The organism is Paraburkholderia strydomiana, from assembly GCF_031456815.1.
GTDB classification, from domain to species: domain Bacteria; phylum Pseudomonadota; class Gammaproteobacteria; order Burkholderiales; family Burkholderiaceae; genus Paraburkholderia; species Paraburkholderia caledonica.
Window position 1 is genome coordinate 1 of record NZ_JAVDVL010000021.1, and the last position, 23,629, is coordinate 23,629.

Here is a 23,629-nt window from a genome sequence, read left to right on the forward strand (position 1 = left end):
ATGAAGAATCGACACGCGCCCTGCAAGCGGCAGGCGATACGCCGTCAATATCTGCCCGATACCGATGTTCCGGAATTCCGGCCTCGGTTTTTTTACGGCTTCAGCCATGCTAGACCCCTACTTGTAGTCACACTAATCCGCAATTTTAGCGCCTTTTCATATCGCGCTGCAGCGAAAACCCCGACAGGTCCGTTGCAGCACGCGCAATAAAGGCACCGTCAAAAGGCACGCGCACGAGATGCCACGCCTTCATTCAGCCCGATTCAACTCAGATCGTTCTGATAGTAATACCCGGTTGTGACATACCAACCTCGCCGGACTTCCACCGGCCTGTCACCGTAGGTATAGGACACGCGCTCCACCGACAGCAGCGGGAAACCCGCCGGCACGTGCAGCAGATCGGCCACCGACGGCTCCGCCGCTACCGCGCGGATTTTCTCCGTAGCGCGGATCATGCGCGTGCCGAATTCCGTTTCGAACATCGCGTACAGGGGCCCCTTGTACTCCGAAAGCCGCTCGAGCGTCAGTCCGCGAAATACGGCACCAGGCAGCCAGATTTCGTCAAGCACGGTGACTTCGCCGTCGAACTGCAGCAGACGCTTGATCAGAACTACGGGATCGGCCGGCTTCAGATCGAGTTGCCGCGCGATTTCCGCCGACGCTCGCAGACGCCGGCATTCGAGCAGCCGGCTCACGTGCGGATGCTCGGCGCCGTCATCAGCCAGTAACCGGAGAAAGCGAAACTGCGCACGATCCTCGTTGTGCGTCGCAACAAACGTGCCTTTACCCTGACGGCGCACGAGGAGATTCTCGGCGGCAAGTTCGTCGATCGCTTTGCGCACCGTGCCCTGGCTGACCTTGTATCTGGCCGCTAATTCGACTTCACTAGGAATGATCTCCCCGGGCTTCCATTCGCCGCTTTCGAGGCTCTGCGTTATCAGCCCCTTGATCTGCTGATACAGAGGGCTAAAAGTGGGCGACGCAGCGGGGACGTTCGCGGATACACCTTCGCCAGCGGCCGTTTGACCGTTCGGATTCGTGGTGTTGGCCGGGTTGGAATTCATGCGCGCATTTCATCATAAAGGGCTGGGCCGCGTCCAGCGTTTCCCCGGCAATAGATGTGTCTTATATAAGACATAAGATAAGGTTGACTTTGCGTCTGCCGACTCCTACACTCCTTGTCGAGCAAGGGTTTGCGGGGTTTTTTGGCAGTTGCGATCTGCATTCGTTTCGCAGCGCCGCGACGCACCGGCAGCCACTCTGCACCATGCTGTTCCCACGCAGTCCAGGTTTCGATTCGCCGCCATTCGTTGGTCAGACGCTCGCCGAAACGCGCTGTTTGCAGGAGCCGCAAGGTGCAGCGGCTACGCGGCGCCTCGCTGGTCCGCTCCCGCCCTCTCAGAGAAATACCGGGCCGCCCCCAAGTTTTCGCGTGCGGGCCGGACCAGCCGCGAAACGGCGGTCTGAGAGCGCTCGGCAGTACAGGTTTCCGGCATGGCGGTCTTGGCGCAGCGCCGCTGTCGGTCCGCAATTCATGGGCTGACAGCGGGCGTCCGCAAACACTGAATTCCGCCGTGTTTCACAACGCTTCGAGGAACGCGCATATAGAATGGCGTTTTCCCTAGCGTCTAACGCATCGTCCTGGAGATTTCTCAATGGCTAAGCCCGCAAAGCGCGTTGCCGTCACCGGCGCCGCAGGTCAAATTGCTTACTCCCTGCTGTTCCGCATCGCCAATGGTGATCTGCTCGGTAAGGACCAGCCGGTTGTGCTGCAACTGCTCGACCTGCCGCAAGCGCAAGGCGCCGTCAAAGGCGTCGTGATGGAACTGGATGATTGCGCATTCCCGCTGCTGTCGGGCGTCGTGATCACGGACGACCCCAAGGTCGCATTCAAGGACGCTGACGTCGCCCTGCTGGTCGGCGCACGTCCGCGTTCGAAGGGCATGGAGCGTAAGGACCTGCTGTCGGCCAACGCTGAAATCTTCACAGTTCAGGGTAAGGCGCTGAACGAAGTCGCGAGCCGCGACGTGAAGGTGCTGGTGGTCGGCAACCCGGCCAACACCAACGCCTACATCGCGATGAAGTCGGCACCCGATTTGCCGAAGAAGAACTTCACCGCCATGCTGCGCCTGGACCACAACCGCGCGCTGTCGCAACTGGCCGCGAAGTCGGGCAAGCCGGTCGCTTCGATCGAAAAGCTGGCTGTGTGGGGCAATCACTCGCCGACCATGTACCCTGACTTCCGCTTCGCAACCGCAGAAGGCCAGAGCCTGACGAAGCTGATCAACGACGACGAATGGAATCGCAACACGTTCATCCCGACCGTCGGCAAGCGCGGCGCGGCGATTATCGAGGCACGCGGTTCATCGTCGGCAGCGTCGGCGGCTAATGCTGCAATCGACCACGTTCGCGACTGGGTGCTCGGCACGAACGGCAAGTGGGTCACCATGGGTGTCCCGTCGGACGGTTCGTACGGCATTCCTGAAGACATCATCTACGGTGTGCCGGTGATCTGCGAAAACGGCGAATACAAGCGCGTGGAAGGTCTGGAAATCGACGCGTTCTCGCGCGAGAAGATGGACGCCACGCTGCAGGAATTGCTGGAAGAGCGCGAAGGCGTTCAGCATCTGCTCGGTTAAGCACCTGATGCAGAACAACCGGAACTCCGTAGCTTCATCGCAGCGGGTTCCGGTTTTTTTCGTGCAAATCGAGCGAAGCGAGCCAATCTGGCGCTTCGCGCGGTTCGCACCTGATTCGAACGCGTTTTGCCTGTCTGTACGATCGGACAGAACGCGCCCGAATCGGTTTTCCCTCAACAAAAGCCCACGCTCCTGACGCCGAAGATGCGCGCCCTCACACCCGCCGAAGTGCTGTTTGACGGCGAAGTGCCGCCCGCTGTGCTGCCTGCCTGCGACCACTACGCCGGCAGCGAAAAGCTGATGCTGAAATCGCTCGCGTTACAGCAGCAACTTGGCCCGGTGTTCGACATCACGCTCGACTGCGAAGACGGCGCGCAGGTCGGCCGCGAAGCGGAGCACGCGGAACTCGTCGCGTCGCTGCTCGGCAGCGAGCATGACCGCTTCGGCCGCGTCGGGGTGCGGATTCACGACTTCGACCACCCGCACTGGCGCGACGACGTCCGCCTGATTCTGCGCGCGGCAAAGCGTGCGCCCGCCTACATCACCCTGCCCAAGATCCGCAACGTACCCGACGCCGCCGAAATGGTCGCGTTTATCGAGGCCACGCGGCGCGAGCTTGGCGTCGCCAGAGCAGTGCCAGTGCAATTGCTGGTTGAAACACACGGCGCGCTGACGCGTGTGTTCGATCTTGCCGCGTTGCCCGGTGTCGAAGCGTTGAGCTTCGGTCTGATGGACTTTGTTTCGGCGCACGACGGCGCGATCCCCGATACCGCAATGCGCTCGCCTGGGCAGTTCGATCATCCGCTGGTGCGCCGGGCCAAGCTCGAAATTTCCGCCGCGTGCCATGCGTACGGCAAGGTGCCGTCGCACAACGTCAGCACTGAAGTGCGCGATATGAGCGTGGTTGCAAACGACGCGGGACGCGCACGCAACGAGTTCGGCTACACGCGCATGTGGAGCATTCACCCTGCGCAGGTCGAGGTAATCGTGGCCGCGTTCGCGCCACGCGACGAAGAAATCGCCACCGCCACCGACATTCTGCTGGCCGCGCAGTCCGCCCAATGGGGACCCACGCGCTATCGCGACACGTTGCATGACCGCGCGAGCTACCGCTATTACTGGTCGGTGCTGCGCCGGGCGCAATCCACTGGCCGGGCCGTTCCGCAAGATGCAGCGCCGCTTTTCGGGGAAGCAGCGCAATGAGCAAACAAACAGGAGAGTGCGGGAGATGAGCGAGACAACGCAATCCGCCGGCGCACCAGGCGGCTTTAAACCGAAGAAATCTGTCGCGCTGTCCGGCGTGACCGCGGGCAATACGGCACTCTGCACGGTCGGCAAGACCGGCAACGATCTGCACTACCGCGGCTACGACATTCTCGACATCGCGGGCAATTGCGAGTTCGAGGAGATCGCGTATCTGCTCGTGCACGAAAAGCTGCCGACACAGGCCGAACTCACCGCCTACAAGACGAAGCTCAAGGCGTTGCGCGGCCTGCCCGCCAATGTGAAGGCCGCGCTCGAATGGATTCCCGCTGCCGCGCATCCAATGGACGTGATGCGCACTGGCGTCTCGGTGCTCGGCACCGTGCTGCCGGAGAAGGACGATCACAACCTGCCCGGCGCGCGCGATATCGCCGACAAACTGATGGCGTCGCTCGGCTCGATGCTGCTCTACTGGTACCACTATTCGCACAACGGCAAACGCATTGAAGTGGAAACCGACGACGATTCGATCGGCGGCCATTTCCTGCATCTGCTGCATGGTGTCGAGCCGTCGAAGTCGTGGGTCGATGCAATGCATGTGTCGCTGAACCTGTATGCCGAGCATGAGTTCAACGCGTCGACGTTCACGGGGCGCGTGATCGCGGGCACCGGTTCTGACATCTACTCGGCAATCACGGGCGCAATCGGCGCGCTGCGCGGACCGAAGCACGGCGGCGCGAACGAAGTCGCGTTCGAGATCCAGTCGCGCTACCAGACGCCGGACGAAGCGGAAAGCGATATCCGCCGGCGCGTTGAGAACAAGGAAGTGGTGATCGGCTTCGGTCACCCGGTCTACACGATCTCGGACCCGCGCAACAAGGTCATCAAGGAAGTGGCGAAGAAGCTTTCGAAGGAAGCGGGCAACAACAAGCTTTTCGACATCGCGGAAAGACTCGAATCGGTGATGTGGGAAGCGAAGAAGATGTTTCCCAACCTGGACTGGTTCAGCGCCGTGTCGTATCACATGATGGGCGTGCCCACGGCAATGTTCACGCCGCTTTTCGTCATTGCACGCACGGCCGGGTGGAGTGCGCACATCATCGAACAGCGGATCGACAACAAGATCATTCGCCCGAGCGCGAATTACACCGGACCTGAGAATTTGAAGTACGTGCCGCTAAATAGGAGAAAATAGCGGTCGCTGTGCGCTTTCAAGGCGCGTGCAGTTCAACCCCGCGGCCGCCAGGACCGGTAGCCCGCGCAATGTTTAACTGAAATTAGATAGAAAGGTTTTCTCCCATGAACAAGCTGTTGATCGCCGCCGTCGTCGGCGCCCTGTCCACCACAATGTTGACCGTCGCGACCGACGCCGCCGCAGAAACGGCGACTGCCGCAAAGCCGGCTGCCAAGAAGGCTGTTGCAAAGCGCCCGCAACCGCGCCGCCTCATCAAGCGCAAGGAAAACCCCGCCAAGGAAGCCAAGGTCGATCCGGTGCCGGAAGGCGCGGAAAAGTGGTCGTGCAAGGAAGGTCTGGCCTTCGAACTGAAGGGCGACATGAAGCGTGACCAGATCGTCACGGTTCACTGGGCGAACAAAAACTACAACCTGCCGCGCGAAGCGACCACCACGGGCGCAGACCGTTTCCACGACGCCGCAACCGGTATGGATCTGGTCGTGATCCCGACCAAGGCCATGCTGTTCCAGGACAAGGACAGCTCGCGTCTGGCCGACGAATGCCAAACGGCGGCGATGGCGCAGGGCGCACCGGCCCCGACGCAGTCGAACGCAATCAACAAGCTCGGCAACTAATCACGTCGTCAGGAAAGCTCCCCGATGTCCGCTCCGATTTCCAACGTGCGACCCGATCCGGACAAAGTCCTGGTCGATATCGTCGATTACGTTCTGGATTATCAGATCGACGGCACGCTCGCGCTGGAAACCGCGCGTCATTGTCTGATCGATACGCTCGGCTGCGGACTCGAGGCGCTTACCTACCCCGCCTGCACCAAGCTGTTGGGACCCATCGTGCCGGGCACGATCGTCCCCAACGGTGCAAAGGTGCCGGGCACGCCGTTTCAGCTCGATCCCGTTCAGGCCGCCTTCAACATCGGGGCCATGATCCGCTGGCTCGACTTCAACGACACCTGGCTCGCCGCCGAATGGGGGCATCCGTCGGACAATCTGGGCGGAATTCTCGCGACAGCCGACTGGCTCTCGCGCACTGCCATCGCAGCCGGCAAAGCGCCGCTTGCGATGAAAGACGTGTTGATCGCAATGATCAAGGCGCACGAAATTCAAGGCTGCATCGCGCTCGAAAACTCCTTCAACAAGGTCGGGCTCGATCATGTATTGCTGGTAAAGCTCGCGTCGACGGCGGTAGTCGGTCAAATGATCGGCCTCACGCGCGACGAGCTGATCAATGCGGTCTCGCAGGCGCTCGTCGACGGGCAAGCGCTGCGCACGTACCGCCACGCGCCGAACACCGGCTCGCGCAAATCGTGGGCCGCGGGCGACGCGACCTCGCGCGCAGTTCGTCTCGCGCTTATTTCGAAGACGGGCGAGATAGGCTATCCGTCGGTGCTGACCACGAAAACGTGGGGCTTTTACGACGTGCTCTTCAAGGGCAACGAGTTCAAGTTCCAGCGCCCGTACGGTTCCTATGTGATGGAAAACGTGCTGTTCAAGATATCGTTTCCGGCCGAGTTCCACGCGCAAACCGCTGTGGAAGCGGCGATGTCGTTGCATGCGCAGCTTCAGCTGCAAGGCAGGCGCGTGGAAGACATCCGCAAAATCACTATCCGCACGCACGAAGCCGCGCTACGTATCATCGATAAAAAAGGTCCGCTCGACAATCCGGCCGACCGCGATCATTGCATTCAGTACATGATTGCTGTGCCGCTGATCTTCGGCCGACTGACGGCTGCGGATTACGAAGACGCAGTCGCGCAAGACCCGCGTATCGACGTGCTGCGCGCAAAAATGGCATGTGTGGAAGACCCGCAGTTCACAAAGGATTACCACGATCCCGAAAAGCGTTCGATCGCCAATGCACTGACGATCGAATTCAACGACGGATCAAAGTTCGACGAAGTCGTAGTCGAATACCCGATCGGTCACAAGCGTCGTCGCGAAGACGGAATTCCGTTGCTGGTGGAGAAGTTCAAGACCAACCTCGCGCGCCGCTTCCCGGTCAAGCAACAACTGGCGATTCTCGACGTGTCGCTGGATCAGGCACGGCTCGAAGCCATGCCGGTCAATGAGTACGTCGATTTGTACGTCATCTAGTCAAGTTAAGTACTGTAGTTCCGCGATCAAACCAAGGAAAACACCATGGCCCACAACCTCCACAAAACGCTCAAGGAATTCGACAGCGGTTCCGGCAAAGGCAAGTTCTATTCCCTGCCGCAACTCGGCAAGGCACTGAACATCAAGATCGACCGCCTGCCGGTTTCGATCCGAATCGTGCTGGAATCGGTGCTGCGTAACTACGACGGCAAGAAAATCGCCGAAGAACACATCACGCAACTGGCGAACTGGAAGCCGACCGCTCCGCGCGTCGACGAAATCCCGTTCGTCGTGTCGCGTGTCGTGCTGCAGGACTTCACCGGCGTGCCGCTGCTCGCCGACATCGCGGCAATGCGCGGCGTGGCGCAACGCGTGGGCAAGAATCCGAAGTCGATCGAACCGCTGGTCCCGGTTGATCTGGTGGTTGACCACTCGGTGCAGATCGATCACTTCCGCGAAAAGAATGCACTCGACCTGAACATGAAACTGGAATTCCAGCGCAACAACGAGCGCTACCAGTTCATGAAGTGGGGCATGCAGGCATTCGACACGTTCAAGGTCGTGCCGCCGGGCGTCGGCATCGTTCACCAGGTGAACCTCGAATACCTCGCACGCGGTGTGCACAAGAAGGCCGAAGGCGCGGACACCGTGTACTACCCGGATTCGCTGGTCGGCACCGACAGCCACACCACGATGATCAACGGTATCGGCGTAGTGGGCTGGGGCGTGGGCGGTATCGAAGCTGAAGCCGGCATGCTCGGCCAGCCGGTGTACTTCCTGACGCCGGACGTGGTCGGCGTGAACCTGAAGGGCAAGCTGCGCGAAGGCGTGACGGCGACCGACCTGGTGCTGACCATCACCGAACTGCTGCGCAAGGAAAAGGTTGTCGGCAAGTTCGTCGAGTTTTTCGGCGAAGGCACGCGCTCGCTGTCGCTGCCGGACCGCGCGACGATCGGCAACATGGCGCCGGAATACGGCGCGACCATGGGCTTCTTCCCGGTCGACGAAAAAACCATCGACTACTTCAAGGGCACGGGCCGCACGGACGCCGAAATCTCGGCGTTCCAGAACTACTTCAAGGCTCAGAACCTGTTCGGTATTCCGAAGGAAGGCGACATCGACTTCACGAAGGTCGTGACGCTGGATCTGGGCACCGTCGCGCCGTCGCTGGCTGGCCCGAAGCGCCCGCAAGACCGCATCGAAATCGGCAATGTGAAGTCGACCTTCAGCGACCTGTTTTCGAAGCCGGTGGCAGAAAACGGCTTTGCCAAGAAGGAAGCCGATCTGGACGCGCAGTACACCACGAGCAACGGCGTCAACGTGAAGAACGGCGACGTGCTGATCGCCGCGATCACGTCGTGCACGAACACGTCGAACCCGAGCGTGCTGCTGGCCGCCGGCCTGCTCGCGAAGAAAGCTGTCGAAGCCGGCCTCACGGTCGCTCCGCACATCAAGACGTCGCTGGCTCCGGGATCGCGTATCGTCACCGAGTACCTGACGAAAACCGGCCTGCTGCCGTATCTGGACAAACTGGGCTTCACGCTGGCTGCGTACGGTTGCACCACCTGTATCGGCAACGCGGGCGACCTGACGCCGGAACTGAACGAAGCCATTACGAAGAACGACATCGTCGCGGCAGCGGTTCTGTCGGGCAACCGTAACTTCGAAGCGCGTATTCACCCGAACATCCGCGCGAACTTCCTGGCCTCGCCGCCGCTGGTCGTGGCTTACGCTATCGCCGGCAATATCACGCGCGACCTGATGACCGAACCGGTCGGCAAGGGCAAAGGCGGCAAGGACGTGTACCTCGGCGACATCTGGCCGACCAGCGACGAAGTCAACGACCTGCTCAAGTTTGCGCTGGACGCGGACGCGTTCCGCAAGAACTACGCGTCGCTGACCAAGAAGGGCGACCTTTGGAGCAAGATCGAAGGCGAAGAAGGTCAGGTCTACGACTGGCCGAAGTCGACGTACATCGCCGAGCCGCCGTTCTTCGGCAACGATTTCTCGATGACGCCGGCCGACAGCATCGCGGCAGTCAAAAACGCGCGCGCATTGGGCATTTTCGGTGACTCGGTCACGACCGACCACATCAGCCCGGCTGGCTCGATCAAGGAAGACTCGCCGGCAGGCAAGTGGCTGAAGGAAAACGGCGTGCAGAAGGCCGACTTCAACAGCTACGGCTCGCGCCGCGGCAACCACGACGTGATGATGCGCGGCACGTTCGCGAACGTCCGGATCAAGAACCTGATGATCCCGGCGAAGGCAGACGGCTCGCGCGTGGAAGGCGGCCTGACGATTCATCAGCCGAGCGGCGAACAACTGTCGATCTACGACGCAGCGATGAAGTACATCGACGCCGGCACGCCGACCATCGTGTTTGCAGGTGAAGAGTACGGCACCGGTTCGTCGCGTGACTGGGCTGCAAAGGGCACGCAATTGCTGGGCGTGAAGGCTGTGGTCGCACGCAGCTTCGAGCGGATCCACCGTTCGAATCTGGTCGGCATGGGCGTTCTGCCGCTGCAGTTCAAGGGCTCGGATAGCGTGCAGTCGCTCGGCATCACCGGCGAAGAAACGTACGACATCGAAGGCCTCGGCGCAGACTTCAAGCCGCAGCAGGAAGTGACGCTCGTGATTCGCGGCAAGGACGGCAGCGAGAAACGCGTTCCGGTGCTGCTGCGTATCGACACGCCGATCGAAGTGGACTACTACAAGCACGGCGGTATTCTGCCGTTCGTACTGCGTTCGCTGCTGGCCGCTTAAGCATCGCGGCAACGCAAACAGCTTGGCTGTTTTGCAGGGGCTGCGTCCTGTGGAGGGCGCAGCCGACTTTCAAAGCCCGACCTTGGTCGGGCTTTTTTTTCGTCGATTATTACTGTGAGTGGCCCGTCTGGAACGCCGCCGGGTTGTCGGTGATCCGGCGCTGCGTCATGTGCGCATTCCAGTCGATGTCGCCCGGCGCAGGCCCACTTGCACGCACACTGACATTTGCGCGCCGCTGCTGCACAGCCCAATCGCGCAACGCGGCGCGCTCCACGGAATCGTTCGCAGACGATTGCGATGTAGCCGTTCCCGGCTGGCTCGACAGAGACAGGCGCACCGGAGATTCGATAGGACGACTCAACCGTGCATGCTGTTCGATCTCTGCGTCGATTGCGTGACCCACCGCAGTCGATCGACGGAGCTTCGCGACACGGTCAGCCGCGACGGTATGGCGGGACTTGTTCGCTGACCGTTGCGACTCCGCGCGCTGGGACAGGCTTGGCGTCTCGACAGGATGCACGGCATCCGGCGACGCAGCCTTTACTGACGACAACGCGTGCGTAATCGTTGAATGCGTTTCTACTGCTTCTGACGCGGTTTGGGCCAACTCAGGCCGAACATTCGCTAACGGATTTACTATGACGGGGCCGGCTTGTATCGCCGCGGTAGACGGTCTCGCCGCCGGTTCAAAGCTGCCGGCGACTTCGTGTGTGGAACATGTCGCGAGTAGCCAAGCGAGCGCTATGCTGCAACTCACGAAGATGGCCGCGCTCAGAATATGGTCCGACCGTGACGACCTCGGCCGTGTGTGATCTGCCTGGAGGTAACGTTTCGCTTCAGCCAATTGTTCATCGAACCGATGCGAATCGTCTCGCCGCTGTGGCAGCTTGTAGAGGAACAGAATTCTTGGGTTCTGCGGAATTCGACCGCGATGGTTCGCAGATGCTGCATATCGCGGCACGCCCGGGATCGCCGCTTGAGGCGCGCGTTGCTGTCTGTGCGACGTCGACCGCCGCCACGATCCGAAAGGCGGAGGCAGACCCGACAGCGGGCGTGCACTGGGAAGCGCCAGAGCGCCCTGTATCAACGCCAGCGGCCTATTCATGATGATGTGTTCCGGTGTGGATAAGACGCTGCTTCCAGTTGCGCGATCAAAGTCCTTCCACGCGCTATGAGTGCGTCAATCGAGTCGGCATTGCGCTGAGACAGCGAGGTACTCGCGTGCCGCAGTGCGTGCATTAAATGCTGTGCGCCCACGAGACCCACTGCGCCACTCACTCTGTGCAGCAAGGCCGGCAATTGCGCCGATTCGAGTTCGCAACGTAGGTCGCTTAGGCGGCCGAGATCGTCACGCATCGCTCGACACCAGCCGTTCAGAAACGCGTCCAGGTCGATGCCTTCGTCCGCGAGCGCGTCGAGATAGCCGGGATCAAAAGGCTCCGTCGGCTCAGAAAGCTCGACGGGCTCGAAAGCACGGTTGAAATTCGTCTTATCCATACCCCAAAAAATCTAGTCGACCAGCTTGTGCAACGATGCGAACTCAATCAATGCCGCCAGCGATGACAGCCCAAGTTTCTCCTGAATGCGGCCCTTGTAGGTGCTCACTGTTTTGTCGCTCATGAACAGCGCGTCGCCGATCGACTTGTTCGACATGCCCTTCGAAAGCATCTGCAAAATGACGAGTTCCTTGTCGGAGAGCAACATGATTCTGCCCTCATCACCGGTCGGCGACACGCCCGGTGTAATGGTCGCGCCGTCGGGCGCGACCGGAAATACGGTGTAGCCTGCGAGCACCGCCTCCACGCCGCGCATGATCTCCTTCATCTCCTGCGATTTGCCGACAAAGCCATGAACGCCCGAGCGCATTGCGCGCGGCGCGAAAGTGGCCGGGTCGTGCCCCGACAGCACCATCACGCGGATCGACGGATGTGCAAGTTTGAGCCGCGGAATGACGTCAAGTCCGCTGATACGCGGAATGTCGAGATCCAGTATGACGAGGTCGGGCTTGTGCTGGCGAGCCATTTCGACGGCGGTCTGTCCGTTGTCCGCCTCGATCACTTGTTCGACGCTCAGCAATTGCATTAGCTGCAACCTGACGATCATCCGAAACGCTGGATGGTCGTCGATAATCAGAATAGTTGACATGTGTTGCGTTCCTCCTGAAAAACATCCAATGCCGGTTGCGGCCCATCACGGCCCTTGCAGACCATTGCGGCCGCCTGCTGCCATGCGCCACATGCGTGTGGACTACGACGTCCGGCGGCGATACAAAGGCACGTTAGGGAGCGGCAACGACGCGCTCGATCTCCACGCGGCGATTCGGTGCGAGACACCGCACCAGATCATCACGCCTGGTTTGTCGGCACTCGATCAGTTGATTTGCGCTGGCGAGGCCGCGAGTCGCAATCGGCGAGGTAACGCCGCGAGTGCGCAGATACCGCGCTACCGTTTCTGCACGTTGCAGTGACAAACTTTGATTACGCGCGGTGTCGCCGAGACGGTCGCTGTAGCCGGTGATTGTCAAACCGCCAGGCGCCGCATCCGACTTTAATCCGCGTGCCACTGCGTCAAGCGCGCGCCTTCCCGCGGGCAGCATTGCGACGTCGTTGCTGCCGTTGAAACGGAACAAAGCATCGGCGCGTAACGTGACTGTCCTGGGCGATTTTGCATTCGGCGCCGCTGCACTCGTGGCGACGTCCCGCTTGCATTGCAACACCCTTTCAGCTGACTTACGCAAGTTGTCCTGAATATCTGGCAGACGCTTTTCGGCATTGGAGAAGCTTCGCATCCATGCGTCGTGTCCAGCTTGCATGAGCTCTACTTCGGCGCACGCCAGCGGCGGTTGCGCCTCGTGACACGACGCGACGGCCGGATCCGACTTGATGGTATTGACGATCTGCCAAAGATCGGGACGCACAGTGGACACGGTGCGCAGCGTAGGATTAGCGGCGGATACCGGCTTGCCGCTTTCCAGACCCATGGTAATGACCGCCGCCTCGCCGATGGCTTCTTCGGCGAAACCCCAATGGTCGCCGGCCTGCCGCGTTTGTTGAGCAGCGTTGATCCAGCATTGCGCCTTCGCGCGAAAGTAATCGTTCGGTTGCGGCGGCATGCGGTCGAGTCGCGCTTGCAACGAGGCCAGCGCCGAAGCGCCGTTATGGACAATTGCGTAGGTTTGGACCCATTGCGGGTTGGCGGCGCCTGCGGCCTCGTCTTGCGAGGCGCCAACGCCGGATCTGAGCAGAGTGGAATCCTGGATACCGAGCCGGGCGCGCGCGGCGTGGTCCGCGCAAGCTGTCAGCGTCAGCGCGCACACAAGCACGGTTAGCGGGGTTTTCATTAAATGTCTGCGTCTCGCGCATCTTCTTATCGAGGGATAAAAGTATGACGAGACGGACAAGCCCGCGGAATGGGATGAATCTTAGAACAATGTCAAGAGTTGTCGAATGGCGTGCTGCCTCAATGAATCTGGCGATACACGCGGGCCCACACTTATGCCCTGATCGCCCGCGCCGCGTTGCGGCCACGAAGCCACTCGAGCGCCAGCAACAGGCAGGTCGAAAAAACAATCAGGATGGTGGCGAGCGCCGCAATAGTCGGGCTGATATTTTCGCGGATGCCGGTGAACATCTGTCGCGGCAGCGTCGTCTGATCGGCGCCCGCAAGAAACAGCGTGACGACGACTTCATCGAACGATGTCGCAAACGCGAACAGCGCCCCGGAGATCACACCCGGCGCGATCACAGGCAGCGTGATGCGGAAGAACGTCTTCACCGGATTCGCACCGAGCGACAGACTCGCGCGCACGAGGTTGTAGTTGAAACCCTGCAGCGTCGCGGCCACCGTCGTCACGACGAACGGCACACCGAGCGACGCGTGCGCGAGAATCAGGCCGATATAGGTATTGGCGAGACCGAGCGGCGCGAAGAACAGATACATGCCGACGCCCACTACGACCACCGGCACGATCATCGGCGAAATGAGGATTGCCATGAGCAACCCCTTGCCGCGGAAATTCGCCTTTGTAAGTCCGATTGCGGCAAGTGTGCCCAGCACGGTCGCGACTACCGTCGCGGACGGCGCGACGATGAAGCTATTCTTGGCCGCCATGCGCCACTCATCAGACGCAATCAGATTCTGATACCAGCGCAGCGACCAGCCCGGAATCGGATATACCAGAAAAGTACTCGATGAAAACGACAGCGGCACGATCGCAAGCACGGGCAGGATCAGGTATAGCAGCGTGAGCACGGCGAGTGCGCGCAACGCGAAATACCATACGCGCTCGATCAGCGACGTATGTGGCGCAAAGAGGGGCTTGGCAAGTTTCATGGCGGTGGGCTCCGTTCAGCCAAGGCTCAGCGATGAGCGCGTGAAGCGTCCGTAGATCGCATACAGCACGAGCGTGGCGGCAAGCAGCAGCCCGCCGAGCGCGCATGCCATGCCCCAGTTGATCGTCACGTTGGTGAAGTACGCGACGTAGTAGCTGACCATCTGGTCGTTCGGTCCACCAAGCAGCGCCGGTGTGATGTAGTAGCCAATTGCCAGAATGAAAACCAGCAACGCGCCCGCGCCGATGCCCGGATAAGTCTGCGGCACATACACACGCCAGAATGCGGCGAACGGATGACTGCCGAGCGAGACCGCCGCGCGTTGATACGTGGGCGGAATGGACTTCATCACGCTATAAAGCGGCAGGATCATGAACGGCAGCAGGATATGCGTCATCGATATGTACACACCCGTGCGGTTAAACAGCAGCGCCAGCGGATCGTGCAGCAAGCCGCTGCCGATCAGCGCTTTGTTCACGAGCCCTTCGCTCTGCAAGATCACGATCCATGCGGCGACGCGGACCAGGATCGATGTCCAGAACGGAATCAGCACGAGAATCATCACGAGATTCGCGCGACGCTCGGGCAGCGTCGAAATCCAGTAAGCAAGCGGGTAACCGAGCAGCAGCGCAAAAAGCGTGACTGCCGCGCCGATCACGAAAGTACGGCTGAAAACGGCGAGATAGATCTGCTGGTCGGGATCGGTCGGGATGATATGGCCGAACGCGTCCTGCTTGTGGTCGAGCGAAGCAAGCAGATAGAACGGCGAATACGGGCTGCCGTTCTTCGCGATGGCCTGCCAGTACGCAATATTGCTCCAGCGTTCGTCCAGTTCGGCGAACTTCGCGTGGAACTGGGCGGGAGATAGTTGCAACGGCTTGTTGTTGTCGTCGACGAACGGCATGGCGCGCGCCGACTTGGCAACGAGCGACCGATAGCCGGGAATCTCCACGTTGAGCCGTCGTGCGAGCGCGCCCATGCCGTCGCTGTCGGCGATCGCGGTGAGATCGGTCGCCAACGCGGCGTATGCGGTATCGGGCGGCGGCGTCTTGCGATCCCAGGTGCTCAGAGCGCTGAGCGTATGTGGCAGCGCGTTCACGACTTCCGGATTCTGCGCGGCACGCGTCAGCAATGCGCCTATCGGCACGACGAAGATCAGCAGCAGAAAAATCGCAAGCGGCGCGATGAGCAGCAACGCTGTGGCGCGCTTTTTCGCTTCCGCGGCCTTCAGTTCACGCTTGAGCCGGCCGGTCGATTCCGGCGTCGAATCGGCGGCGATCGTCATCGTAGTCACACCCGTTCTCCTGTCGACGGCAGTTAGCGCTTTAGCGCTTACTGCCGTCCCATGCCTCGAAACCCACGCGCGCCGAACCCACCCCTGCGCGCGCTTCTTCACATGACCCGCTTCCTACTTCGAAGCCCACGACGAAAAACGCTGCTCCAACTCATCGCCATGATCCGTCCAGAACGACAAATTCTGCAGAACCGCGTTCTTCCCGTTGGCCGGCGAGTTCGGCAGGTTCGCTAGCGTCTTCGCGTCGAGCGCCTTGATCGCCGCCACGTTCACCGGACCATAGGCGATGTGGTGCGCGTAGTCCTGCTGCGGCTTCGACGAAATCGTAAAGGCGATGTACTTCTCGGCGAGCGCCTTGTTCGGCGAGCCCTTCGGAATCCCCCAATAGTCGAGGTCATAAATGCTGCCATTCCACACGACCTTCAGGTTCTTGCCTTCCTTCTGCGCGGCATCGATCCGGCCGTTGTACGCCGTCGACATCACCACGTCGCCGGCCACGAGGAATTGCGGCGGCTGCGCGCCCGCTTCCCACCACTGGATGTTCGGCTTCAACTCGTCGAGCTTCTTGAATGCGCGGTCCTGACCTTCCTTGGTCGCCAGCACCTTGTACACGTCTTTCGGTGCAACACCGTCGGCCATCAACGCAAATTCGAGGTTGTAACGCGCGCCCTTGCGCATCGCGCGCTTGCCGGGGATCTTCTTCACGTCCCAGAAGTCGGCCCAGCCTGACGGCGCAGTCTTCAGCTTGTCGGCGTTATAGGCGAGCGCCGTCGACCACACGAAAAAGCCGACGCCACAAGTTTGCGGCGCCTCCGGAATCAGATCCGATTTCTTGCCGATCTTCGACCAGTCGAGCTTCTCGTACAGACCTTCGTCACAACCTCGGCCGATGTCGCCCGATTCGACCTCCACCACGTCCCAGTTCACGTGCTTGGCCTCGACCATCGCCTTGACCTTGGCCTGCTCACCGTTGTATTCGACAGCGGTCACCTTGCTGCCGCTCTGCGACTCGAACGGCTGGTTGAAGGCCGCCTTTTGTGCGTCCCCGTTCGCGCCGCCGAAATTCACGACCGTCAGTTCGGCCGCATTGACCTGCGCCGCGCCGAGCGCGAGCGCCACAGCACCGACAGCGACGGCGCAGCGCGATTTCCCGATCTTGTTCATGGTGTGTTGCTCTCCTTTGGTGGTGGTTTCAAGCATCATTCATGCGACTTTTTTATGTGCTGCTGACCGCTCTTCTCATGCAATCATGCGCGCGTTTCACGCAATCACGCCCCCGCGAATACCCGCAGATGCTCGGGCGCAAACTCGAGCGCGACGGGCGAGCCAGGTGCGAACGTATTGAGCGCATCGGTGCCGAGCGGCACCTTGACGAAGCACTCGTCCTGCTGCGGCAAGCCGCAACGCATGCGCACGTGGTCGCCAAAATAGATGAGTCCACGCGCTTCGCCGCTGAGCGCATTGGCGCCCGCCCGCGCCGCGCCGTTGCCGTGACTCGCGAGCTTCATGCGTTCAGGACGGATACACGCAACTGCCGGCGTGCCCGCCCGCGCGCCGCCGATGTTGCGACCAGTCAGCCGCGTACCGTCGACGAGGTGAAACTCGCAATACTCTCCGTCCACGTTTGCGATCGTGCCGCGCAGCTTGTTGCTGTCGCCGATGAAGTTCGCGACGAACTCGTTGCACGGCGATTCGTACAGACGGTCCACGGTGTCGAGTTGCTGCACGATGCCTTTGTCGAACACGGCGACGCGATCGGACATGGTCAGCGCCTCGCCCTGATCGTGGGTGACATACACGAACGTCACGCCGAGCTTCTCGTGCAGCGACTTCAGTTCGTATTGCATGTGCTCGCGCAGCTGCTTGTCGAGCGCGCCGAGTGGTTCATCCATCAGCACGAGCTTGGGCTCGAACACGAGCGCCCGCGCGAGCGCGATGCGCTGCTGCTGCCCGCCGGAAAGCTGCGCCGGATATCGCTTAGCGAAGCTTTCCATGCGCACCATCTTCAGCGCGTTGTTGGTGCGATGAGCACGCTCTTCGGCCGATAGCTTGCGCACCGTCAGCGGATACGCGACGTTCTGCTCGACTGTCAGATGCGGAAACAACGCATAGTTCTGAAACACCATGCCGATGTTGCGCTTGTGGGGCGGCACGGTATTGAGCAACGTGCCGTCGAGCCAGATCTCGCCGCCGGTGGGAAATTCGAAACCCGCGAGCATCATCAGGCAGGTTGTTTTGCCGGAACCCGACGGCCCGAGCAGCGTCAGGAATTCGCCCTGATAGATGTCCAGATCCAGTTGTTTGACGACCAGCGTTTCGCCGTCGTACGTCTTGCGCACGCCTCGAAAGCTGACGATCACTTCATCCGTTTTCATCGCCGTAGTCTCCTCTGCCTGTCCGGCCGGCTGCCTTAGATAAGCAGCGGGCTTACATCGATTGCGTGGCCCACTATAGACCGTTACGGTTCTACAATATGGAACCATTTCATTATTCCGGATAGAACCACTTGGATACGATCATCTTGTCGGATTGGCTCGCCGCCAGGCTTGATCGCGCGGCCGCCGAGCCGATCTACCGGCAGACTCTGCGGTTGATGCAGCAGGCGATCCTCGCCGGCCAGTTGCCGCCGGGCACCAAGCTGCCAAGCTCGCGCACGCTTGCCGAAGACCTCGGTATCGCGCGCAATACGGTGCTGCACGTGTACGACCAGCTTACCGCCGAAGGCTATGTGATCTCGACCACGGGCAGCGGGACGTATGTCGCCGACACGCAGCCGGACACAGCTGCCGTCAACGCGCGGCGCAAGCCGGCGGTCACGGCAGTGGACTCGGAAGGCAAGCCGGTCGCGGTTGCAGGCAAGACGGCAAAGCGCGATCTGAACGATCTGTCCAATCGCGGCCGGCGCCTGATCGGTCAAGCGGGCGTGTCTGCAAAACAGTGGGGCGCGTTCATGCCGGGCGTGCCCGACGTCGCCGAATTTCCGGCTCGAACCTGGAGCCGCCTGCAAGCGCGCTTGTGGAAAGAAGCCAATCCCGATCTGCTGACCTATGCGCCGGGCGGCGGCTACCGGCCGCTGCGCCGCGCGTTGTCCGACTATTTGCGGGTCGCGCGTTCGGTGAATTGCACGCCGGACCAGATCATCATCACTACGGGTATTCACCAATCCATCGATCTCGCGGTTCGATTGCTGACGGACGTCGGCGACCGCGCGTGGGTCGAAGAGCCGTGCTATTGGGGCGCGCGCAGCGTGCTGCAGTCGTCGGGGATCACACTCGTTCCGGTGCCGGTCGACGAAGAAGGCCTCAATCCGCGCGAGCAGGATTTGCAGCAGCCGCCGCGTCTCGCGCTGGTCACGCCGTCGCATCAGTATCCGCTTGGAATGGTGATGAGCCTCGCGCGCCGCCGCACGCTGCTCGAATACGCGCGCCAGCACAACGTGTGGATCATCGAAGACGACTACGACAGCGAGTTTCGCTACGGCAGCCGGCCGCTAGCGTCGCTGCAGGGTCTCGACGACGCAGGTCAGGTGATCTACGTTGGCAGTCTCGGCAAGATGCTGTTTCCCGGCTTGCGCATGGGCTACATGATCGCGCCGGAGCATCTCGTCGATACATTCCGTATGGGCATCGCCGAGCTTTATCGCGAAGGTCAGTTGATGCAGCAGGCGGTAATGACAGACTTCATCATGGACGGTCATCTCACCTCGCATGTCCGGCGAATGCGAGCGTTATACGGTGAGCGCCGGCAGATTCTGATCGATGCGATTACGGCGCGGTTCGGCACCGAACTGCCCGTCATGGGCGACGAGGCCGGTTTGCATCTCGTGCTCGGACTGCCCGATCATGCCGACGATCGCGCGGTTACGGCGGCAGCGTTCGACGCCGGCGTGATCGTGCGGCCGCTCGCGAGCTACTACAGCAGCGATCCGCCCGCCATGCGCGGACTGCTGCTCGGCTACGCGTGCGTGCCGAACGAAAAGATCGGACCTGCGTTCGACACGCTCGCACGCGTGATCGAGCAGACGGCGCTGAAGAAGCCGACGCGCGCGGCCTGAGGGCGATGCAAGGGGGAGCGCGCGAAGGCGTCGCTCACTTCAGCCCAAAATCGACCCGCGTCGTCGCACCTTTGTCGTTGATGCCGTCTGCGTCCAGCTTCGGCGCGACGATAAACACGCGGCTGCTGTCGATCTTGCCGTCCAGATACTGCTGCACGCTCTGCGCCCGCTGTTGCGCGAGCTGCCGCAAGCTGGCCTCGTCGATCGGCGCGTTGGCCGCGAGCGCGCTCTTCATATCGTCGTCGGGCATGCTCTTCGTCAGGCCGACGAAATTGCGCGGCTTCTTGAAGTCCGCGGATTTATAAGCCTTGGTCAGGTACTTGTCGTATTCCTTCGGATCGACAGTGACGCTCGACAAGTCCACGCTCTGGCCGTTGCCCACTACGTCCTTGATTTTCTGCTGTTTGACGAGGCGATCCACATAGCGCGCGCGCAATGCGGGCTCGTCGAGTTTCGGATCCACGCGGCCGATCAGGTCCATTTTGATCGACGGTTTGGAGCCGAGCGCCTTCACAATCGTGTCGAGCTTCTTGTTGTCGTCTTCCGTGAGTTGCGCCGAGCCCGGTTCGAATTCCACATAGCCCAACTCTTCGCCACTTCCGCCGAACGCATGGGCAATCAGCGAGAACGGCGCGGTGACCGCCTTTTGCAGCAGATTGAGCACCGCATGCCAGATCAGCCCGCCGATGCTGAACTCGGGATTCGACAACGAGCCTGACACGGGCAGATTCACATCGATTTCGCCGCGCGAATTCTTCAGCAGCGAAATGGCGAGCCGCACCGGCAGTTTGGTCGCCGTGTCGTTTTCGACGTGATCGCCGAACGTCAGCTGATCAATGAACAAATGGTTGTCCGCGTTCAGCTGATCGTTCTCGAGCTTGTAATGCAGATCGACGTTCAACTTGCCCTTGGTGATCGGATATCCGGCATATTTCGCGGAATACGGCGTGAGATTAGTCAGTTCGATGTCGTGTGCGCTCGCGGTCAGATCGAGCGCCGGCTTCGCAATCAGCGGATTGACCGTGCCGCGAATGGACAGCGGACCGTTGGCCGCCAGCTTCGCCGCGATCTCAACAGGCGCAGACGTGGTCGACTGTGTGCCGAACGCGCCTACCGTGCCCTGAATGCCGACCAGGTTCGCCGTGTAGTTCGGCTTGATGAAGTTATCGGTGTACGTTACACGGCCTTGCTGCAAGACGAGTTGGCCGAAATGCAGCCTGACTGGATTTTGCGGAGGTGTCGCGGCCGTCACTGTCGCGGGCGCAGCGGACGACGCAGGCGCGGATGCAGAGGCCACCACGGGCGCCGACGAGTTGACGACAGCCGACGCCGTGGGCGGCGTCAACGGCACCGGTTCGGCACCGCCCTTGTTGTTCTTGTCGCGCGTGAGCGACTGCGCTGCGCCGCTTTCGTGCGCGACCACGTCGGTGAGATTCAGCTTGCCTTGTGCGTCGAGCAGCACGCGTCCATAGAACCTTGTGAAGGTGACGCGCTCCGCGTCCACCGACGTGCCGTGCTCGTCGTAATCCGCTTTCAGCTTCGACAGCGCGAGCGACCGCCATCCCGCGAACGGGTCCGACGTTGCCTTGTCGAGCATCCGAACGTCGACAAGCGCAACGTCGCCGCGATAACTCGCCTTCAACGACTTCGCCTGGCTCAACGCAAGATCGCCGCTGGCATTCAGCAGCGCGCTCGCGATCGCAGCGTTCAACCTGCTGCCGAAATACGGTTCGAAAGCCGCCGCGTCGAGCCGGTTCGCGTTCACCTTGACGGCGACCTTCAGCGGCGTTGCGGTAACGTCGCCCTTGAGGTCGAGCGTGCCTTTCCCATTCAGCGTGGCTACCAGTTCGACCGGCAGCGGGCGGCCAAGGTCGTTGCTGATCTGCTGCACTTTCAACTGCAGCGGCGTGATGCCCAGTCTCACCGGCTGCGGCGTGGTGTTGTCAGTGAAATTGGCTGTGGCGTCCTTGACATTCAGTTCGCCGATCTTGTAGCGCCACGCCGGTCCTTCGGCTTGTGCTTTCTTCGCCGCATGAATCGCCGTGCGCGTCGGCTCGGCTTCATGAGCCGCCCCGAGCGACGCAAGGTTGATGCTGCCGTCTTTCAGGCGTTGCACGTCGACTGCGAGGCCTGTTGTGTCGACACTCGTGACGTCGGCCGTGCGGGCATTCAGGTCCACCTGCTTGACCTTCACGCTGCCTTGGGCGAGCGCGATGAGCGGCTCTCTACCGCCGCGCGCCGCCACTTTCAACGAACGCATGTCGAGTTGCGTATCCGCGATCATCACGGCAGCCGGGGACTTTGACCAGTTCGCGCCGATATTCGCCGTCGTGGAAAGCGCGCCGTCCGTCACTTGCGCAGTGGTCGCGGCGTCGAGATACGGTTGCAGCAGCGGCAAATTCAGTGACTTGACGTCGAGCTTCGCGCTCGCGGTCTTAGCGGCGAGGCTCAATGCCCCGGCCACGCCGAGAGACCCGCCGCTGCGCTTCAAGTCGGTATTCAGCGTGTAATGCGCGGGCGCGGTGGCCAGCGTGGAAAAATCGGTCAGCGTGACAGCGAGCTTTTCCAGACCGACGTCGACGGGGCGCGACGCGGCTTCGTCTCGCACGTTCACCGTACCGTCATTGAGCACAAAACGTTTGATCGAGAGATCGAGCGGCGGTGCAGGCTTCGCGGCGTCTTTCGTGGCGTCGGTCTTTGCGGCACTGTTCGCGTCGCTTGCGCTCGATGCCGCCGCCGGCGCGCTCGCCGACTCAGCTACCGCTTTTGCAGCGGCCGGCGCGGGTGCGAACATCCGCTCCACGCTCAGCACGCCGCTTCTGTCACGCGCGAGATTTGCGCTTGGCGCGTCGATACGAATGTCGTCGAACTGGTAGAGGCTTTTCAGCGGTTCGAGCGTGCGGGCGGCGACATGCACGGCGCGCGCAGCAAAAAACGGCGCCTTGCCCGGGTCCTGCACGTTCACGTCGTTCAGATCGACGGTGCCGGCGACGCGCAGCGTCGGCGCGTCGTTCGACATGACAAAGTTCAGTTTCAGATCGGTAGACAGCTTGCCCGACTGCACGATCACAGGCAGCTTTGTCGGCACGTATGAGATCAGGCGCGGGACGTCTAGCCCGTCGAAGCGCAACGACACCTCCGACTCACGCGACGCAGAGAACGGCTTCGTCTTGCCGTCGATGGCAAGCGGACTGCCGTCGATCCGCGCGCGCAGCAACGGCTCGACAAAAATATCGGTTTTGGAAGGCAACGTGGCGATAAACGGAATGCCGAGCTTCCATTGATCGATTACGTGAGTGGCGCCGAGCAGTTTGTCGTCGAATGTGATCTGGCCGTTCTCGAGACGAATATTCGATACGGAAAAGAGCGTCGGCTTGGTATCTGGCGTGCTCGGCTGCTTCGAAAATTTTTCGATCAGATCGGTGAAATTGAAGCGCTGCGCGTCGTAGCGAACCACATGGAAGCGCGGCGAGTCGAGCTGGACTTCGTCAATAATCGGCGCTGCGCGAAACAGCGAACTCCACGACGGCTGCACGATGAGCCGTTCGATATCCACGAAATTGCCGGCGCCGCCGCGTTCGCCGATATGTACGCGGTCGGCTTCCAGTTTGAGCGTGTAGGGATTGAGCGCAATGCGGCCGATAGTTGCGGGCCGGTCGAGCTGCTTGCTGAGTTGCTGTTCGGCGATGTGGCGAATCAGCGGCGGCGCCGCGAAAAAGCCCAGCAGACCGAACAATACGATGAAGATCAGCAGACCTGTAATGACGCGCCGTGTGCGCCGCGATTGCGCGACGTCGCGCATGGTCCGCATGGAAGAGGCGAATGATGCTTTATTGATGCTTGCCATGCTCGGTTTTGGGTAATGCGGCGGCAAGCCCGCCGCTAAACGAAAATCCCGCAAGCGGCAGTATAAGTCGTGAATCTTTCGTGGGATATAAATGTAAGCTGAGCTTACACAATTGCTCGCGCGATAGAGCCGCGCGTCCGTCACTCATATGCTGCCGTGACGGACGCGCTGATCGGCCTTCGAATCTCCCGGACCAGCGTGCAGCAGACTCGT

At 61.1% G+C, this 23,629-nt stretch carries 17 protein-coding genes and 1 pseudogene; 7 read left to right on the forward strand and 11 right to left on the reverse strand.

Features of this window, described 5'->3' with window-relative positions:
* Positions 1-108: pseudogene (locus tag J2W46_RS32320) on the reverse strand (succinate dehydrogenase, cytochrome b556 subunit); the annotation flags it as partial.
* Between the two features lie 155 nt (positions 109-263).
* Positions 264-1,064, reverse strand: a complete 801-nt coding sequence (locus J2W46_RS32325) for a GntR family transcriptional regulator (RefSeq protein ID WP_204523395.1) — start codon at positions 1,062-1,064, stop codon at positions 264-266.
* Positions 1,065-1,655: 591 nt separating this feature from the next.
* On the opposite strand from J2W46_RS32325, the gene J2W46_RS32330 reads away from it, so the two are divergent.
* From J2W46_RS32330 to acnA, 6 genes are all read left to right on the forward strand, one after another.
* The gene (locus J2W46_RS32330) at positions 1,656-2,639 is read left to right on the forward strand and encodes a malate dehydrogenase (protein ID WP_020071600.1); all 984 of its coding nucleotides are present in this window, start codon (positions 1,656-1,658) and stop codon (positions 2,637-2,639) included.
* A gap of 204 nt (positions 2,640-2,843) precedes the next feature.
* Complete coding sequence (locus tag J2W46_RS32335; protein WP_310359737.1) at positions 2,844-3,842, forward strand: HpcH/HpaI aldolase/citrate lyase family protein; 999 nt, start codon at positions 2,844-2,846, stop codon at positions 3,840-3,842.
* A 25-nt stretch (positions 3,843-3,867) separates the two neighbouring features.
* Positions 3,868-5,037 (forward strand): bifunctional 2-methylcitrate synthase/citrate synthase, encoded by a 1,170-nt coding sequence (gene prpC / locus J2W46_RS32340; RefSeq protein ID WP_310069786.1) that lies wholly within the window; start codon positions 3,868-3,870, stop codon positions 5,035-5,037.
* Positions 5,038-5,141: 104 nt separating this feature from the next.
* A complete protein-coding gene (locus J2W46_RS32345) occupies positions 5,142-5,651 on the forward strand; it encodes a hypothetical protein (protein ID WP_020071578.1) in 510 nt (169 codons plus the stop codon).
* 24 nt (positions 5,652-5,675) lie between these two features.
* Positions 5,676-7,127: a bifunctional 2-methylcitrate dehydratase/aconitate hydratase gene (locus J2W46_RS32350; protein WP_310359740.1), complete on the forward strand. Its 1,452-nt coding sequence runs from the start codon at positions 5,676-5,678 to the stop codon at positions 7,125-7,127.
* 45 nt (positions 7,128-7,172) lie between these two features.
* On the forward strand, positions 7,173-9,890 hold the full coding sequence (acnA, locus tag J2W46_RS32355; RefSeq protein ID WP_020071576.1) for an aconitate hydratase AcnA: 2,718 nt from the start codon (positions 7,173-7,175) through the stop codon (positions 9,888-9,890).
* Positions 9,891-9,999: 109 nt separating this feature from the next.
* Here acnA and J2W46_RS32360 read toward each other — a convergent pair whose 3' ends face one another.
* From J2W46_RS32360 to J2W46_RS32395, 8 genes are all read right to left on the reverse strand, one after another.
* Entirely contained in the window at positions 10,000-10,443 is a 444-nt protein-coding gene (locus J2W46_RS32360) for a hypothetical protein (protein WP_310359745.1), read from the reverse strand.
* Positions 10,444-10,991: 548 nt separating this feature from the next.
* Entirely contained in the window at positions 10,992-11,387 is a 396-nt protein-coding gene (locus J2W46_RS32365) for a hypothetical protein (protein ID WP_087752113.1), read from the reverse strand.
* Positions 11,388-11,399: 12 nt separating this feature from the next.
* Positions 11,400-12,035 (reverse strand): response regulator transcription factor, encoded by a 636-nt coding sequence (locus J2W46_RS32370; protein ID WP_310359748.1) that lies wholly within the window; start codon positions 12,033-12,035, stop codon positions 11,400-11,402.
* Positions 12,036-12,168: 133 nt separating this feature from the next.
* Positions 12,169-13,230 carry an OmpA family protein gene (locus J2W46_RS32375; RefSeq protein WP_310359750.1) on the reverse strand — a complete coding sequence of 354 codons (1,062 nt, stop codon included), beginning with the start codon at positions 13,228-13,230 and terminating at the stop codon, positions 12,169-12,171.
* 152 nt (positions 13,231-13,382) lie between these two features.
* On the reverse strand, positions 13,383-14,222 hold the full coding sequence (locus tag J2W46_RS32380; RefSeq protein ID WP_027779949.1) for an ABC transporter permease: 840 nt from the start codon (positions 14,220-14,222) through the stop codon (positions 13,383-13,385).
* Positions 14,223-14,237: 15 nt separating this feature from the next.
* A complete protein-coding gene (locus J2W46_RS32385) occupies positions 14,238-15,515 on the reverse strand; it encodes an ABC transporter permease (RefSeq protein WP_310359758.1) in 1,278 nt (425 codons plus the stop codon).
* A gap of 114 nt (positions 15,516-15,629) precedes the next feature.
* Entirely contained in the window at positions 15,630-16,679 is a 1,050-nt protein-coding gene (locus J2W46_RS32390; RefSeq protein ID WP_020068557.1) for an ABC transporter substrate-binding protein, read from the reverse strand.
* A gap of 104 nt (positions 16,680-16,783) precedes the next feature.
* On the reverse strand, positions 16,784-17,890 hold the full coding sequence (locus J2W46_RS32395; protein WP_087753629.1) for an ABC transporter ATP-binding protein: 1,107 nt from the start codon (positions 17,888-17,890) through the stop codon (positions 16,784-16,786).
* Positions 17,891-18,021: 131 nt separating this feature from the next.
* Between J2W46_RS32395 and pdxR the strand changes: the two genes are divergently transcribed.
* A complete protein-coding gene (gene pdxR, locus J2W46_RS32400) occupies positions 18,022-19,569 on the forward strand; it encodes a MocR-like pyridoxine biosynthesis transcription factor PdxR (protein ID WP_310069856.1) in 1,548 nt (515 codons plus the stop codon).
* Positions 19,570-19,603: 34 nt separating this feature from the next.
* On the opposite strand, the gene J2W46_RS32405 is transcribed toward pdxR, so the two are convergent.
* A complete protein-coding gene (locus tag J2W46_RS32405) occupies positions 19,604-23,416 on the reverse strand; it encodes a DUF748 domain-containing protein (protein WP_310359762.1) in 3,813 nt (1,270 codons plus the stop codon).
* Positions 23,417-23,629: the final 213 nt, after the last annotated feature.

Bases quoted from the DNA above. Each gene is read 5' to 3' on its own strand.
- J2W46_RS32345 (WP_020071578.1), top strand. From the start codon at position 5,142: ATGAACAAGCTGTTGATCGCCGCCGTCGTCGGCGCCCTGTCCACCACA.
- J2W46_RS32365 (WP_087752113.1), bottom strand. From the start codon at position 11,387: ATGGATAAGACGAATTTCAACCGTGCTTTCGAGCCCGTCGAGCTTTCT.
- J2W46_RS32330 (WP_020071600.1), top strand. From the start codon at position 1,656: ATGGCTAAGCCCGCAAAGCGCGTTGCCGTCACCGGCGCCGCAGGTCAA.
- J2W46_RS32370 (WP_310359748.1), bottom strand. From the start codon at position 12,035: ATGTCAACTATTCTGATTATCGACGACCATCCAGCGTTTCGGATGATC.
- J2W46_RS32390 (WP_020068557.1), bottom strand. From the start codon at position 16,679: ATGAACAAGATCGGGAAATCGCGCTGCGCCGTCGCTGTCGGTGCTGTG.
- J2W46_RS32380 (WP_027779949.1), bottom strand. From the start codon at position 14,222: ATGAAACTTGCCAAGCCCCTCTTTGCGCCACATACGTCGCTGATCGAG.
- acnA (WP_020071576.1), top strand. From the start codon at position 7,173: ATGGCCCACAACCTCCACAAAACGCTCAAGGAATTCGACAGCGGTTCC.
- prpC (WP_310069786.1), top strand. From the start codon at position 3,868: ATGAGCGAGACAACGCAATCCGCCGGCGCACCAGGCGGCTTTAAACCG.
- J2W46_RS32325 (WP_204523395.1), bottom strand. From the start codon at position 1,064: ATGAATTCCAACCCGGCCAACACCACGAATCCGAACGGTCAAACGGCC.
- J2W46_RS32395 (WP_087753629.1), bottom strand. From the start codon at position 17,890: ATGAAAACGGATGAAGTGATCGTCAGCTTTCGAGGCGTGCGCAAGACG.
- J2W46_RS32375 (WP_310359750.1), bottom strand. From the start codon at position 13,230: ATGAAAACCCCGCTAACCGTGCTTGTGTGCGCGCTGACGCTGACAGCT.
- J2W46_RS32350 (WP_310359740.1), top strand. From the start codon at position 5,676: ATGTCCGCTCCGATTTCCAACGTGCGACCCGATCCGGACAAAGTCCTG.
- J2W46_RS32405 (WP_310359762.1), bottom strand. From the start codon at position 23,416: ATGGCAAGCATCAATAAAGCATCATTCGCCTCTTCCATGCGGACCATG.
- J2W46_RS32335 (WP_310359737.1), top strand. From the start codon at position 2,844: ATGCGCGCCCTCACACCCGCCGAAGTGCTGTTTGACGGCGAAGTGCCG.